The 13,663-nt window shown below is 63.0% G+C and carries 13 protein-coding genes and 2 pseudogenes; 5 read left to right on the top strand and 10 right to left on the bottom strand.

All coding sequences use genetic code 11. The features are described 5' to 3' along the window. Positions 1 to 185 precede the first annotated feature (185 nt). The 5 genes and pseudogenes from rquA to frdD form a co-directional block, all read left to right on the top strand. On the top strand, positions 186 to 929 hold the full coding sequence (rquA, locus tag V5B60_RS00810; RefSeq protein WP_332345160.1) for a rhodoquinone biosynthesis methyltransferase RquA: 744 nt from the start codon (positions 186 to 188) through the stop codon (positions 927 to 929). A gap of 105 nt (positions 930 to 1,034) precedes the next feature. Next, complete coding sequence (gene frdA, locus V5B60_RS00805; RefSeq protein ID WP_332345159.1) at positions 1,035 to 2,822, top strand: fumarate reductase (quinol) flavoprotein subunit; 1,788 nt, start codon at positions 1,035 to 1,037, stop codon at positions 2,820 to 2,822. Continuing rightward, entirely contained in the window at positions 2,815 to 3,570 is a 756-nt protein-coding gene (locus V5B60_RS00800; RefSeq protein ID WP_295354540.1) for a succinate dehydrogenase/fumarate reductase iron-sulfur subunit, read from the top strand. The genes frdA and V5B60_RS00800 overlap by 8 nt, the downstream gene beginning before the upstream one ends. Continuing rightward, complete coding sequence (locus V5B60_RS00795) at positions 3,567 to 3,965, top strand: fumarate reductase subunit C (RefSeq protein WP_332345158.1); 399 nt, start codon at positions 3,567 to 3,569, stop codon at positions 3,963 to 3,965. The genes V5B60_RS00800 and V5B60_RS00795 overlap by 4 nt, the downstream gene beginning before the upstream one ends. Continuing rightward, positions 3,947 to 4,261: pseudogene (gene frdD, locus V5B60_RS00790) on the top strand (fumarate reductase subunit FrdD); the annotation flags it as partial. The gene V5B60_RS00795 and the pseudogene frdD, both read left to right, overlap by 19 nt. A 57-nt stretch (positions 4,262 to 4,318) precedes the next feature. On the opposite strand, the pseudogene V5B60_RS00785 reads toward frdD, so the two are convergent. From V5B60_RS00785 to V5B60_RS00740, 10 genes and pseudogenes are all read right to left on the bottom strand, one after another. Continuing rightward, positions 4,319 to 5,299, bottom strand: a pseudogene (locus V5B60_RS00785) (transposase); the annotation flags it as partial. Between the two features lie 136 nt (positions 5,300 to 5,435). Continuing rightward, a complete protein-coding gene (locus tag V5B60_RS00780) occupies positions 5,436 to 6,239 on the bottom strand; it encodes a flagellar brake protein (protein ID WP_332345157.1) in 804 nt (267 codons plus the stop codon). Between the two features lie 174 nt (positions 6,240 to 6,413). After that, positions 6,414 to 7,172: a class I SAM-dependent methyltransferase gene (locus V5B60_RS00775; protein ID WP_332345156.1), complete on the bottom strand. Its 759-nt coding sequence runs from the start codon at positions 7,170 to 7,172 to the stop codon at positions 6,414 to 6,416. 44 nt (positions 7,173 to 7,216) lie between these two features. Continuing rightward, a complete protein-coding gene (locus tag V5B60_RS00770; RefSeq protein ID WP_332345155.1) occupies positions 7,217 to 8,170 on the bottom strand; it encodes a hypothetical protein in 954 nt (317 codons plus the stop codon). Continuing rightward, positions 8,170 to 9,147 (bottom strand): glycosylase, encoded by a 978-nt coding sequence (locus tag V5B60_RS00765; protein ID WP_332345154.1) that lies wholly within the window; start codon positions 9,145 to 9,147, stop codon positions 8,170 to 8,172. The genes V5B60_RS00770 and V5B60_RS00765 overlap by 1 nt, the downstream gene beginning before the upstream one ends. A gap of 22 nt (positions 9,148 to 9,169) precedes the next feature. Then, on the bottom strand, positions 9,170 to 10,456 hold the full coding sequence (locus V5B60_RS00760; RefSeq protein WP_332345153.1) for an ATP-grasp domain-containing protein: 1,287 nt from the start codon (positions 10,454 to 10,456) through the stop codon (positions 9,170 to 9,172). Next, positions 10,453 to 11,196 carry a class I SAM-dependent methyltransferase gene (locus V5B60_RS00755; RefSeq protein ID WP_332345152.1) on the bottom strand — a complete coding sequence of 248 codons (744 nt, stop codon included), beginning with the start codon at positions 11,194 to 11,196 and terminating at the stop codon, positions 10,453 to 10,455. The genes V5B60_RS00760 and V5B60_RS00755 overlap by 4 nt, the downstream gene beginning before the upstream one ends. A gap of 54 nt (positions 11,197 to 11,250) precedes the next feature. After that, entirely contained in the window at positions 11,251 to 11,934 is a 684-nt protein-coding gene (locus tag V5B60_RS00750) for a WbqC family protein (protein WP_332345151.1), read from the bottom strand. 58 nt (positions 11,935 to 11,992) lie between these two features. Beyond that, positions 11,993 to 13,105, bottom strand: coding sequence for a DegT/DnrJ/EryC1/StrS family aminotransferase (locus V5B60_RS00745; protein WP_332345150.1), 1,113 nt, complete (start codon positions 13,103 to 13,105; stop codon positions 11,993 to 11,995). A gap of 126 nt (positions 13,106 to 13,231) precedes the next feature. Next, positions 13,232 to 13,498, bottom strand: a complete 267-nt coding sequence (locus V5B60_RS00740; RefSeq protein WP_332345149.1) for a hypothetical protein — start codon at positions 13,496 to 13,498, stop codon at positions 13,232 to 13,234. Positions 13,499 to 13,663: the final 165 nt, after the last annotated feature.

Here is a 13,663-nt window from a genome sequence, read left to right as displayed (position 1 = left end):
GAGGGCGTCGGGCTGTTCTCCCTGTGCGTGTCGGGGACCAGGTGAGGAACGATCTGACAGCACAACGATCTGATGGCGCGGGCAGCATTCCGGGATTGGTTCAGCGTTTCCCATGTCGGTTGCGGCGACTGTGTGGTCGATCTCGACGGACTCCTCTGCGAGCGCAAACGTTGGCGTTTTCCATCATGAAAAACAGCTTCGATCGACCTGTTGCCACGACCGTGGCACTGAAGAAAGTCGTGCCTGCGATCCCGCAGTACCTGCAGGCGCACTACTGGTGGGCATACGTCCACCCGCGCGCCATCCACGTATTCGAGCGGCAGTGGCTGGTGAACCTGATTCTCTGGGGCAATTACAAGCGCCTGTGCAATGCGCTGCTGCAGGAGTACGGGCACCATCTGCCCGGGCGCACGCTGCAGATCGCCTGCGCCTACGGCGATTTGACGCCGCGTCTGGCGGCATGCGTGGCGCCCGGCGGCATGCTCGAGATCGTCGATATCCTGCCGATCCAGCTCGATAACCTCTCCGGCAAGCTGGCGGCGGCGGCGCCGGTGCGCATGCATTGCATGGATTCGGCGGCGTTGAGCTTTGCTGACGCCGCTTTCGATCGCGCCCTGCTGTTCTTCCTCCTGCACGAGCAGCCGCAGGCGGTTCGCGAGAAGACGCTGGCCGAGGCGCTGCGCGTGGTTCGACCGGGCGGAACGCTGACCATCGTGGATTATGCGCCGCCGAGCCGCCTGAATCCGCTGCGCTACTTCTGGAAACCGGTTCTCGACCGCCTGGAGCCGTTTGCGCGGGATCTCTTCAGCGAGGAGGTGGCCGCCTGGCTGCCGCGCGACGGTCGTTCGGTCATGGTCAGCAAGCAACGTTTCTTCGGGGGCATGTACCAGATGTTGACGCTCCGCGTCGTCGCCGGTGCCAGTGGGTAGCGGGCAGGCGGACGCGCAATCGACTGGCCGCGGCGCACCGTGCTGCCGCGGCTTTCCGCAGGATGATCGTCACCGGCTCCGGGTCGGTGCGAGAAAGGATCAAGCATGGAGAGTTACAAGGCAGACGTGGTGATCGTGGGTGGCGGCGGGGCCGGCCTGCGGGCGGCAATCGCCGTTGCCGAGGCCGACCCTGCGCTGCAGATCGCGCTGGTGTCGAAGGTCTATCCGATGCGCAGCCACACCGTCGCTGCCGAGGGGGGTTCGGCGGGCGTGAAGCAGGCGAGCGACAGCCTCGAGTATCACTTCAACGATACCGTGCATGGTGGTGACTGGCTCTGCGAGCAGGATGTGGTCGAGTACTTCGTCGCCCACTGTACGGAGGAGCTGACGCAACTCGAGCATTGGGGTTGCCCGTGGAGCCGGACGCCCGACGGCCACGTCAACGTCCGTGCCTTCGGTGGCATGAAGATCGAGCGGACGTGGTTCGCCGCCGACAAGACCGGCTTCCACATGCTGCACACGCTGTTCCAGACCTCGATCAAGTATCCGTCGATCAAGCGTTTCGACGAGCATTTCTGCGTTGACCTGATCGTCGAGGATGGGCGCGTGCAGGGTGTCGTCGCCATCGAGATCGCTTCCGGCGAATTCACGCTGGTCGAGGCGCGCTCGGTGGTGATCGCCACTGGCGGTGCCGGCCGGGTGTTTCGCGAGAACACCAACGGCGGCGTCGTCACCGGCGACGGCATGGCGCTGGCCTATCGGCACGGTGTGCCGCTGCGCGACATGGAGTTCGTCCAGTACCATCCGACCTGCATGCCGGGAACCGGTCTGCTGTTCACCGAGGCCTGTCGGGGCGAGGGTGGCTTCCTGGTCAACAAGGACGGCTATCGCTACCTGCAGGACTATGGGCTGGGGCCGGCCGAACCGACGCCACGCAACAAGGCGATGGAACTCGGACCGCGCGACCGCCTGAGCCAGGCCTTCTGGTACGAGCAGCAGAAGGGCCGGACGATCGAGGGGCCGCACGGCTCGGTGGTCCACCTTGATCTGCGTCACCTCGGAGAGCATAAGCTGCGCGAACGCTTGCCGCAGATCTATGAGCTGGCCGAGCAGTTCATGGGCGTCGACCCGGCGCATGCGCCGATCCCGGTGCGCCCGGCGGTGCACTACACGATGGGCGGCATTCTCGTCGACGGCCGCTGCGCGGCGCCGTTGCCGGGGCTCTATGCCGCCGGCGAGTGTTCCAGCGTCGGCATCCACGGCGCCAACCGGCTGGGTTCCAACTCGCTGTCGGAACTGCTCGTCTTCGGCAAGGTCGCCGGCGTCGAGGCTGCCCGGCATGCACGCTCGGTGCCTCCTGGCGATTCCGCCCGGCTGCTGAAGCAGGCGCAGGCGGTCGAGCAGCGCGTCCAGGGACTGAAGACGAAGAGCGGCGGCAGCGAGCGCATCGCCACGCTGCGCAAGGAAATGGCGCAGACGATGGAGGACGGCTGCGGTATCTACCGTCTTGCCGACAGCATGCAGAAGACCTGCGACAAGCTCGACGAGCTCAAGGATCGTTTCCGCAACGTCAATCTCGAGGACAAGTCGAGCGTCTGGAACACCGAATGGCTGCTCGCCATCGAGCTCGAGTATCAGCTCGACGTCGCGCAGTCGATGGCCTGTTCGGCGATCCAGCGGCGCGAGTCGCGTGGCGCCCATCAGCGCCTCGACGGTTACGAGCAGCGCGACGATGTCAAGTTCCTGGCGCACTCGCAGGCGCACTACGTCGCCGGCGGTCCGCCGCGGATCGACTACGGACCGGTCAGGATCACCAAGTCGCAGCCGGGCACACGGGCTTATGGGGCCGCAGGAGAAAAGGCCGAGCAGGAAAGGAAGGCGTCCAATGTCTGAGATGCAAAAGACGATCGAAATCGAGGTCCTTCGCTACCACCCGGAAAAGGACAGGGAGCCGCACCGGCAGGTGTTCGAGGTGCCGTTCACCGACGACATGTCGGTCCTGCAGGGCGTGCAGTACATCAAGGATTACCTCGACGGCTCCCTGAGCTTTCGCTGGTCGTGCCGGATGGCCATCTGCGGCAGTTGCGGCATGATGATCAACGGCATACCGAGCCTGTCGTGCCAGACCTTCCTGCGCGATTACTACCCGGCGCGCGTGCGCGTCGAAGCGCTGGCCCACTTCCCGATCGAGCGCGACCTGGTGATCAACATGGAAGGCTTCATCGAGAAACTCGAGAGCATCCAGCCCTACATCATCCCGAAGGAGGAGCGCACTCTGGCGCAGGGCGAGTATCTGCAGACGCCCGAGCAGCTCAATGCCTATGAGCAGTTCAGCTCGTGCATCAATTGTCTGCTCTGCTACGCTGCCTGCCCGCAGTTCGGTCTCAATTCGAGCTTCATCGGACCGGCGGCGACGGCGCTGCTGCACCGCTACAACGTCGATTCGCGGGATGGCGGCAAGGCCGAGCGGATGGAACTGATCAATTCCGAGGAAGGCGTGTTCAACTGCACGGCAGTCGGCTACTGTTCGGAGGTCTGTCCGAAGCACGTGGACCCGGCGAACGCCGTCAACCAGAACAAGACCAACAGCGCAGCCGACTATTTCCTGCGTTTCCTCGCTCCGAAAGGAGGTGCCAAGTGAACAAGCGACGTCCCTATGTGCGCTCGATGGACGGCTGGTGGCGCAAGAACCCGTTCTTTGTCGAGTACATGATCCACGAAGGTACCGCCCTCTTCGTCGCCGCCTACGCCGGCGTCCTGCTCACCGGGCTGTATCGCCTGTCGCAGGGCGAGGCCGCCTGGAATGCCTGGCTGGCTGCCCTGAAGAACCCCTGGTACATCGCCTTTCACGTGGCGGCGCTGGCGGCGCTGAGTTACCACACCTACACCTGGTTCAAGATCATGCCGCGCACGATGCCGCCGGTGGTCGTCGGCGGCGAGCGCCTGCCGGGCTGGGTGATCACTGCCGGCGGCCTCGCGGCTGCCGCTGCGTCCTGTCTCGGTCTGCTCGCTCTGGTATGGGGGATGGCACGATGAAAGCGCCGTTGAAACGCTCCAACGCACCGATCTTCTGGGCGCTGTTCGGCGCCGGCGGCATGCTGTCGGCGCTGTTCGGGCCGATGCTGGTCTTCATCACCGGCCTCGCTTTGCCGCTCGGCCTGCTGCTGCCGGCGGACACGATGAGCTATCCGAAGATGCTCGCCTTCGCCCAGAACATCATCGGCAAGGGCTTCATCTTCGCGATCATCGCGCTCTTCCTGTGGCATGCGGCGCACCGCATCTTCCACAGCCTGCACGATATCGGTATCCACGCCGGCACCGGCGCGAAGCTGCTGTGTTACGGCAGCGCCCTGCTCGGCACGCTGATCGCCGCCTACGCGCTGCTGGCGATCGGCCAGTACCTCGGCCTGTGCCTTGAGCGTCGCGAGCATCGGCTCGACCTGCTCTTTGTCATTGGTGGCTTGCGCTACGCCAACCGCGACCACCAGCATCGTCGCCGCATCAACCCCGGCCTGGGCGTTGTACGCCTGTTCGAAGCCGCCACCGGCCACCGGCATGATGCGGGATTCTTCGTCGGTCAGATTGATCTGGTCACTGTCCCGTGCGCCGGGCTCGGGGGCTTTCGGCGGCTTGCCGCCCAACTTTTTGCCGGCCGCTTCTTCCTTGGCCGCGCGCCGGGCCATTTTCTCGTCGTACTCGGCTTTCTCTCGCTGGTAGCGCTCCTCGGCCCGGGCAGCAATCTTCGCCTTGGCCACGGCCATCGCCGCCAGCCGATCTTCACGGCGCTTGATTTCTTCGGGCAGGCTGACGCCGTCCGGAACGTCGGCTTGATCCGCCTGCTCCGCCAAGCTGAAGAGTTCCTGCACCTCAGCCTTGAGCTGGGCTTCCAGCTTTTCGATGTGTCCGTGGGAGAGCGCGCTGTGCCTTGATGCGTTGGCCTCAATCTTGGTACCGTCAAGACAGACGTTACCCAGCTTGAGCAATTTCATTTCCTTGGCCATCGCCAGCACCTGCAGAAACAGCTCGCTCAGTTCGTCCAGAAAACGCCGGCGGAACGTCGCCAGGCTGTCGTGATCGGGATGGCTTCCGGCGGCAATGTAGCGGAAGGCCACCGAATCGTACGTTGCCCGCTCCAGCCTGCGGCTGGAGAAAATACCCGTGGCGTAGCCATAGACCAGAATCGCCAGCAGGGTCGCCGGATGGTACGCCTTTGACCCACGTCCAGCGTACTGTCGCGTCAGCTTCGACAGGTCCAGCTGGTCGACCACCTCCACAATAAAGCGCGCCAGATGATCCTGGTTTAGCCAATCATCCAGTGACGGCGGTAGCAGGTAGTCGGTCTTACGGTCGGTGACGATGAAGTGGGACATGCCGGACCTCGGTTGCTTCAACAGGCATGATCTTAGCATATCCGGTCGGAAGCAAGCCCAAAGTCCGACAGGCTGCTAGCGGCACAGTGCGCAGTGGCTGGGCGAGCGGACCGGCCACTGCGCGCCGTCCTTTTCGTCAGGCCATGCCGCTCAGTCTCGCCTTGCGTTCGCGCTCGATGCGCGTGATGTAGCGCTGCAGCATGTTCATCCGCGCACCGGCGAGGCCGATGAACTCGCAGCCGACGCGAAAGTAACGCGCGCCGCCGCGAGTGGCCTCCTCCCCCTTGTTGCAGACCAGCAGGTTGGCGCTCAGCAGACCTTCGTCGGGCAGGCTGATCCTGCCGTCGTCGAGGCGCTGGCCACGTGGCAGCAGCGTGGCGAGGCTGGGCGTCGCCATCAGCCCGACACCACCGCCACTGATGTCGAGGATCGAGGTGTCCACCGGCAGGGCGCTCCCGTCGGCACGCCGGAGCGTGGCGACCAGGCGTACGGGCTTGGTCACCGGCGTCGTCAGGCGAAAGTACTCGCGCCGCTGCAGCCGCAGCAGCTGGTCGGGCAGCGCCGCGGCGAACGCCGGCAGGCCGCCGTTGTGCGTTTGCGACAGTCTCCCGAGACTGAACTGGATCTTCACCTTGTCCAGCGTACTGACGAGAAACAGTCGCTCGGCGAGCAGCACCTGGCGGTTGATCGCTTCGTCGCGGCCGCTGTCGATGAGAAGCTGGTCTGCTGCCGCATCCACCTGCAGCACCGATGTCAGGATGAATGAGCGGCCTTCGTCAAAGTAGGCGCTGACCAGAGACCGGCGCTGCACCAGACTGCGCAAGACAGCGACGATCTCAACCTTCGATTGCAGGAGAAAGCGGGCGTAGTCCTCGGGCCGCTCGATCTCCAGGTGAATCGGTTGCTGCTCGGCCAGTATCTGGGAATCCGTTTCTTCCATTGCCATTCCTGGGGTCATCTGCAGGCGGCAGTTTAACGCAGAAAGCGCTGCCGGGCGGGCTCAGGCGCGCCTGGTGTGCCCCAAGTAGTGCGCGCCCATCGCAGCAGGAGGATGCCCATGAATGTGCTGTACAACTCCCGCTCGCCAGGCTGGCAAGGACCGTGCGTCGTTGCGTCACCTGCGCGCCGCACCTTGCTCGCAGACCAGGAAGATGCTCGAACACAGATCGGGATACAGCTTGCCGAGCTGGTAGCTGCCTTCGAGGTATTCCTTCGAAATGATGTCGGTCTGCAGCAGGCGGTCCCACTGGAAGTTCGCGAGTGCCTTGAAGAAGATGCCTGAACGATGAACGACTGTCATGCCAGCCGAGATCACGTCGCGCTCCAGCGTGTCAAGCGAGTAGGTGCGGCGGTGGCCATGCTGGGCTTCGGCTGGCGTGACCGCTGCGTTGTGGCTGATCACGCCCATCTTCACCGCGATCTGTCGGGAGGCGGCATTCGCGTTGGGGCAGGCCAGGAAGAAGCGGCCGCCGTCCTCGAGCCACTCGTCGTTGACTCGGCGCAGGACGCCGACCGGGTCGTCGAGGTGCTCCAGTACGTGGGTCATCACGATGTTGTCGTAGCGTCTAGGCAGCTGCACCGACTCGAAGAGCGCGTTGAAGTAGGTGGGCCCTGGGCCCAAGGCATTCTTTGCTTCGGTGATGGCGAGGTCCGACGCCTCAACGCAGGTGATGTCCCTGAAGAGCGCCATCAGGCGCCGCGTGAAGTTGCCCTTGTGGCTCCCGAGTTCCAGCACGCTGCCCGGACGCGTGAAGACCGCGAACGACTTGAGCATGTAGGGGTGCAGGACGTCGAAGTCAAAGCTGTAGGCGTACTTCTCGTGGGCCTCGTTACTGGTGTCGTCGATTTCGCGGTTGTAGTCTCGTTGCGACATGGCGGGTGCGGTTCGGCGGATGGTTGAGGAACGGGGCATGAGCCTCAGTGCTCGAGTGTCGCGTGGCCGAAGCCATGGCGACCGAACTCGTTGCCGTTGTACAGCAGATGGACGCGACCGTCGCAGGCAAATACGTGTGGGTAGCACTGCATCTGTGAGTCCCAGCAATTGCCGGCCGACAAATCGATTCCCGCCCGAGTGTCGTCGCGCTGCCAGTGGATCAAATCCGTCGACCAGGCGTATCCGATACGGTAGGTGGCGGAAGTGTGATTGCGGAAGCCATGCGCTTCGCGATAGCAGAAGTACATGTGATACGTGCCGTCAATGCTGATTACCGTCGGCAGCGCCTGGCACTCGTCAGCGTTCAGGCGATCGGGCACGACCTGCCGTGAATTCCGGTGCCAAGTGATGCCGTCTTGCGAGACCGCGTGCGCAATCTTGTACACCCGGTCAGGGGGCGCGGATGCGTCTTCGCGTATCCAACGCAGGCCGAAAATGTACCACATGTGGTAGGTGAATTCGTGTTTCGTAACGAAGGCATCTCCGACCAAGAACGGCTCGTGGAGTGTGGCCGCAAGAATCGGTCCGGTGCCATGCCGTTGAAACGTGACGCCGTCATCGGCACTGATTGCGAGGCCGATCGCCGCATCGGCCGAGACTGAGACCTTGCGGTTCCACCCGGTCGTGTACGCGAGAATGCGGTTGCCGTCGTCGAAGACATGGAAGGGAAAAATACCGTGCTCATCGAAGCAACCGAGGCCGCCCAGAGGTATGACTGGACTTGTCGACACCCCTAGAAGTTGCTCGAGACGGCGGTCGAAATCGACGAACGCGACGTGGCTCAGGAACTTGCCGCTGGCGTCGCGCTCCCGTGTCGAAAAGTAGACGCGGATGCGGTCGTGCAGAACCAGCGCCTGAGGAGACTGCGCAAAGCCCACGTTTTCGAAGGGCAAGCGGTACTTCGACGGCTGGAAGATGAGCCCGCGTTTGACCCACATCACGGCCGACCCCAGTCCAACGGCGACATCAATCTCGCCAGCCCGATCCCCTCGCGTCCCATCCCGTTGCCTTGGTAGAGCATGTAGCACTGCTCATTCAAGCCGAAGAGGTGCGCATAGCTGACCATCTGCGAGTCCCAGCCAGTCGCGGATGTGGTCATCCCCGCCAGTTCGTCATGTCGGGACCAGTGACGCATGTCTGTTGATCGAGCGTAGCCGATACGGTAGCCTCCAGCGGAGCACTTGTACCCGTGGCTGTGGCGATACGAGAAGAACATGTGGTACAGGCCGTCGCGGAACGTGACGTCGGCGCAGGCCTGACATTCGTCGTCACCCACACGGTCGGCGATCAAGTCAGTGCCGTGCTTCATCCAGTGAATGCCGTCGACGGAAGTTGCCATCCTGATCTTGTAGACTGGCTCGGGCCGTCCGCGCTCGTGCCGAATCCACTGCTTCCCACTGACATAGAAGAGGATCCATCGATCGCCGAACTTGCGGATTCGCGGGCTGCCCATCATGAACGGCTCCTCTGGACTGTACGGGATAACCGGGCCGGGTCCGATCCGCTTGAAGGTCTCGCCGCCGTCTTGACTCACGGCCACGCCGATGGCGCCGTTGATGGGCACCGACTCGCAGCGTGTCCAACCCGCATAGTAGATCCGTACTTCGTCCCCAATCCTGATGGCCGAGACCGGGTTGGTGCCGAACTCGTCGAAGGTGCCAAGTTTGCCCAGTGGCAGGAGCGGCGCGTCGCAGACCCTAAGGACACGCGTCGGATCATTACGATCCAGGTCCAGGTAGGCGATGTAGCTGACATAGAGGCCTTGCCGGTCCGGCTTTGGGCGCGAACAGAAGTAGACGCGCACGCGATCGTCCAGGACGATCGTCGATGGCGACTGCGCGAATTCGTGCATCCACGATTCGCCGTTGAGGTCGCGCGGGTCGAACAGCTTGCCAAGCTTTTGCCAGATGAACATGGTGGAGTACGAGGGCTGTGTATCAGCGCATCAGACACTCGATCGCGTCGACATCAAAGACCGGGATACCCAGTTTCGCGCTGACGGCGCGACGGTCGCGCCAGTAATTGTCGATGAAGATCGCATCGCGCGGGTCGATGTGGTCGGACTTGTCCTCGTCGTTGGCGAGTTGCACGGTCCGGTGAAACAGCGACTCTGCGATGGCGCACCGGCGCAGCGTCTCGCCCAGGTCTTGCCGGTGCTTGGTCAGCAGGACGATCTCGATGCCGTTGTTCCTGCACTGATAAAGGTAGTCCATGACCCTCCCGTGCACTCGCTCACCATCAACGATCGTCTCGTCGAAGTCGATGTAGACCCTGCGATAGACAAGATCGCTGCGAAAACGGTTGTGCAGGCAGCGGTCGAGCTGCAGCGCGTAGTCATTGCGCCGTATCGTGACCGGGATGCGCAGCGCATTGAACAGGCTCAGCAGCGCGAAGTTGACGCCAGCGTGCCGATAAAGCCCCATGGTGCTGGACTGGCGCGGCGCGAACTCCAGCAGCTTGAAGCGGCCTTGCGCATCTTGCTTGACCTGAAAAAACCACGCGCCGTCCAGTTGGAAGCTGTCGTGGATGACCTGAGCAATGCGCCGAACCTCGTCGCTCAAGGGCACGGCGGTGGAACGGAAGGATATGCCCATCTGCACACGCTCGCGCGTGCGCGGCCCGATGAAGAGCAACTGGCCGCAGTAGTCGGAGAAACAGTCCACGCTGAGCTCGTCACCCGGCAGGTATTCCATCACGAGCAGGTCGGGATGCCTGGACAGCAGGAATGCAAGTTCGTCCGGCGTGTCCGCGCGGTATGCTCGCTTACCGCCTTGCCCGTCGTCCGGTTTCAGGAACCGCGGGAACTGCAGCGACGGATCCGAACGACCGAACAGCCGCGGGCAGAAGTCGAAGCCCTTGAGCGCTTCGTAGGTCAGCGACTTGTGACGGGCGATTCGATTCGTCTTCGCGCTGGAGGTGACCACCCGGGCTGTCAGGCGAGCTTGCTGCGCTGCCAGGAAGCTGCAGATCGTGTCGTGCGTGGGATAGATGAACTCGATCGCGTGCGCACACAGGTAGCCGTTCAGTCGCTCGACGAAATCCGGTCGATCGACGTACAGAAGGGGATCCTCGATGTAACGATCTGCCTCGTACAGGAAGGACGCATGGTCGTTCTTGCCCGAGGCTCCGAACAATTCAACGTGATGGCTATACTTCAGCGAATGGTAGATCTCCAGCCCGATCTCGGAGCCTGCGGGGAAGACCATGATCCGGTGCTTGGTCATGCCGCAGAAGAGGGGCGAAGCGCCAACTCAGCAAGCAGACCGCACGAAAGTTCCGGGTAGTCGATGCCGACCGTGCAGAACGCCTCGATGACCCGGTCGTCGAAGTCGTGCATTAGCATCTGCCGCGTGGACAGGGGCTTCAGGTAGAGGCCCTCGAGTCGCTTGATCTCGTAGCCGGCACGTTCGATGTCGCGGCGCAGCGTCTGCACCGTGTAGTAGCGCTTGTGGCCGAGCAACCGGTCATGGTGTGAGAGTTCCTGCATGTCCGACAGCATCCCGGCGAGGTGCCCCAGGCGGCGGTTCAGCACCTCGGCGTTGGGCACGGTGACGAACATGCGTCCGCGCGGGTTGAGGAATTGCCCGAAGTGCTCGAGTACCTGCACGGGATCGTCGACGTGTTCGAGCACGAACCCGAAGACGATGATGTCGAAGCGCTCTTTGCTCTCAAAGGTCTCGAAGTACGACTCGACGATCTCGGCGTCGGAGTCCGAATATTTCTGATTGAAGTTGGCGATTACCGCCGGCGACGCATCGACGATCACGTGCCGGCCGAAGTGCTTGCCGAAGACGCGGGCGGCGATGCCGTGGCCCAGACCGAGTTCGAGCAGCGACGCGGCGTTCTCGGAGAACTTCAGAACGCGCGTCGGGTACCACTTGAGCAGGATCTCGTTGTCGAAGTCGTAGATGTTGTCGCCTTGGTAGGCCCTGACGTGTTGGTCGAGTGCGTTGGTAGCAGGCATCAAAAAAGGTTTCCTGACAAGGCGATCCCGCGGCTGCCGGATGGGCGGCGCGGTTCAGATCAAGTCGTACGCGCTCAACATGCTGGACGCGACCCGCGAAGCAGGGTTGAACATTAGCACATCGACGATTGAAAGACAGGGGACGAACGGCTTCCCGCTTTGCGCATACTCGAGGGGGTGAGGGCGCAGAAAGCGCAGTTCGATGCCCCGAGCCGCGAAAGCCTCCCTGGAGTAGAGTTCGGTACCTCCGATCGAGTTGATGTATTCGCTGGCGCCGCAGGCTTCGCAGATGGCGAGGACCTTCTCCTGCGCCTTCAGTTGCGAGTCGAAGTCGATGGACGACGACGCTCGGATCTCTGCACCGATGTCGAGTTGTGCCGCGAGGACCGATAGCGAGTGGTGGAGGTAGCCGAAGAGATTACGTTCGGGATGGAGGACGATGGTCTGCAGCACGTCGAACGTGCTGTCGAAGCAGGGCGCGTGTCGGTAGGCGCCGGAGAACTGGGCCAGCAGCTTGCGCCCGTCGAATTCTTCGGCGAGGTGGCGCTCGACGATCTGCAGTGAGTCGGAGCCTTTCTTCAGTGGCAGCGTGAACACCTCGTCGGCCCCGTTGCGCAGGAAGCGGTTGCGGTTGATCCAGCCCTTCTTGGTGTACTTGATCTCGTCGTAGATCACGAACACGTTCACCGCGCTCATCAGTTGGAAATAGCCGATGTAGGGCAGAAAGTAGGGCTGCATGATCGCCAGCCTCAAGGGGCACCTCGTGCAAGCAATCGCGGCGGCATGCTGTCAGCACTCACAGCGCCGCGATCACGCGGCAGACCTCCGTCACCTGCGCATCGGCAAGATCAGGGTAGATGGGCAGGCACAGCACCTGCTGGGCCGCCGCACTCGCCACCGGCAGGCGGTCGCGCTGCGCCGACGGCAGGCCGCGGTACATCGAGAACTCGGAGATCAGCGGATAGAAGTAGCGGCGGGGATAGATGCCGGCGCCGCGAAGGCGCTGGTTCAGTTCGTCCCGGCTGATCGGGTACTCCGGTTGGACGAGGATGGGGAAGTACGCATGGTTCGCCCGCCGTTCCCCCGAATCCCCCAGGCAGAGGATGCCAGGCACTTCGCGCAGCCTTTCGCGGTAGGCGTGGTCGATCTCACGCCGCCGTGCCAGTGCCTGGTCGATGTACTTCAACTGCAGCAGGCCCAGCGCAGCGTTGACTTCGCTCATTTTGCCATTAATTCCGGGTGCGACGACGTTGGTCTCACCCGCATGGCCGAAGTTCTTGAGTTGGTCGATGCGTGCCTTGGTACGCGCGTCGGGGCACACGACCGCCCCACCCTCGAAAGTGGTGAACACCTTGGTCGCGTGAAAACTCAGCACGGAGAGGTCGCCGTGCGTCAAGACGCTGCCACAGTGGCACTGCACGCCGAAGGCGTGCGCGGCGTCATAGATGACCTTCAGGTTGTAGATGTCGGCGATCTGCTGGATGGCGTCCACGTCACAGGGGTGGCCGTAGCAATGCACGGGCAGTATCGCGGTTGTTTGGGGCGTGATCGCGGCCTCGATCTTGCCGGGGTCGATGTTGAGCGTCTTGGGGTCGACATCCACAAATACTGGCTTGATGCCGTTCCAGAGCAGCGAGTGCGCGGTAGCCACGAAGGAGTAAGGCGTGGTAATGGCCTCGCCGGTGATGCGCAAGGCCTGTAAGGCGGTGACGAGCGCGATGGTGCCGTTGCAGAACAGGGCGATGTGTGGCACGCCCAGATACTCGGCCAACTCCTTCTCCAGGCGTGCATGGAAGGGGCCGCCGTTCGTGAGCACGCGGGACGACCAGATTTCCTCAAGTAGCGGAATGAACTCCTCCAGTGGTGGCAGGTGCGAGCGCGTAACGTAGATGGGTTTGGTTTCAGACATGACGATCTCGTCCAATGGAAAGAGTGCGAGCGATGGCGCACGGTCCCCGCTCTCGCGGACAGCGGCGCCGGCCGGTGGCGGGCAGTTGCAACGGGCAGAGACAAGAAAGGGCCACCATCACGTTGGTCATGGTCGTCCCGGTGCGCCTGGGGGGCTGCGACGTTCCGGCGTGCGCAGCCGGCCGAGGACACCGCCCAAGGTGCTCTCGCGAGCCGCGTTCACGCGCGCCAACTCGAACTGGTGCGAGAACAGATCGAGCGGCGCCGGGTGATATGTGATCTCGCGGTAGGCGTTGACGGAGGAGATGAACTCCAACTGCACCATGGGCAGTAGATGAGCCCCATCAACGGACCGCAATGTCCAGGTTGGTGTCGGGAACCCCAGGAAACTCATCTGAATCCCAACCGGTCGGTGCCCGTAGTCGGCGTCAACTTCACGCGAACACTCCTTCCCTAATGCCGTGCGAGCGCTGGTGCGCAGCAAACGTTCCGGACACGGGTCTTGCTGCGCGGGCATCTTCTCGGGCTGTCGGCGTCTGTTTGGCGTCATACTGACCTT

It is taken from the genome of Accumulibacter sp. (assembly GCF_036625195.1).
In the GTDB taxonomy this organism is placed as follows: domain Bacteria; phylum Pseudomonadota; class Gammaproteobacteria; order Burkholderiales; family Rhodocyclaceae; genus Accumulibacter.
Note: the sequence above shows the minus strand (reverse complement) of the source record. Positions and strands in the feature narration are given on the sequence as shown.

Excerpts from the sequence above, each read along its gene's own strand:
- V5B60_RS00745 (WP_332345150.1), bottom strand. The coding sequence starts at position 13,105 with ATGTCTGAAACCAAACCCATCTACGTTACGCGCTCGCACCTGCCACCA.
- V5B60_RS00750 (WP_332345151.1), bottom strand. The coding sequence starts at position 11,934 with ATGCAGCCCTACTTTCTGCCCTACATCGGCTATTTCCAACTGATGAGC.
- V5B60_RS00760 (WP_332345153.1), bottom strand. The coding sequence starts at position 10,456 with ATGACCAAGCACCGGATCATGGTCTTCCCCGCAGGCTCCGAGATCGGG.
- V5B60_RS00755 (WP_332345152.1), bottom strand. The coding sequence starts at position 11,196 with ATGCCTGCTACCAACGCACTCGACCAACACGTCAGGGCCTACCAAGGC.
- V5B60_RS00775 (WP_332345156.1), bottom strand. The coding sequence starts at position 7,172 with ATGTCGCAACGAGACTACAACCGCGAAATCGACGACACCAGTAACGAG.
- V5B60_RS00765 (WP_332345154.1), bottom strand. The coding sequence starts at position 9,147 with ATGTTCATCTGGCAAAAGCTTGGCAAGCTGTTCGACCCGCGCGACCTC.
- V5B60_RS00800 (WP_295354540.1), top strand. The coding sequence starts at position 2,815 with ATGTCTGAGATGCAAAAGACGATCGAAATCGAGGTCCTTCGCTACCAC.
- rquA (WP_332345160.1), top strand. The coding sequence starts at position 186 with ATGAAAAACAGCTTCGATCGACCTGTTGCCACGACCGTGGCACTGAAG.
- V5B60_RS00770 (WP_332345155.1), bottom strand. The coding sequence starts at position 8,170 with ATGTGGGTCAAACGCGGGCTCATCTTCCAGCCGTCGAAGTACCGCTTG.
- frdA (WP_332345159.1), top strand. The coding sequence starts at position 1,035 with ATGGAGAGTTACAAGGCAGACGTGGTGATCGTGGGTGGCGGCGGGGCC.
- V5B60_RS00740 (WP_332345149.1), bottom strand. The coding sequence starts at position 13,498 with ATGAGTTTCCTGGGGTTCCCGACACCAACCTGGACATTGCGGTCCGTT.
- V5B60_RS00780 (WP_332345157.1), bottom strand. The coding sequence starts at position 6,239 with ATGGAAGAAACGGATTCCCAGATACTGGCCGAGCAGCAACCGATTCAC.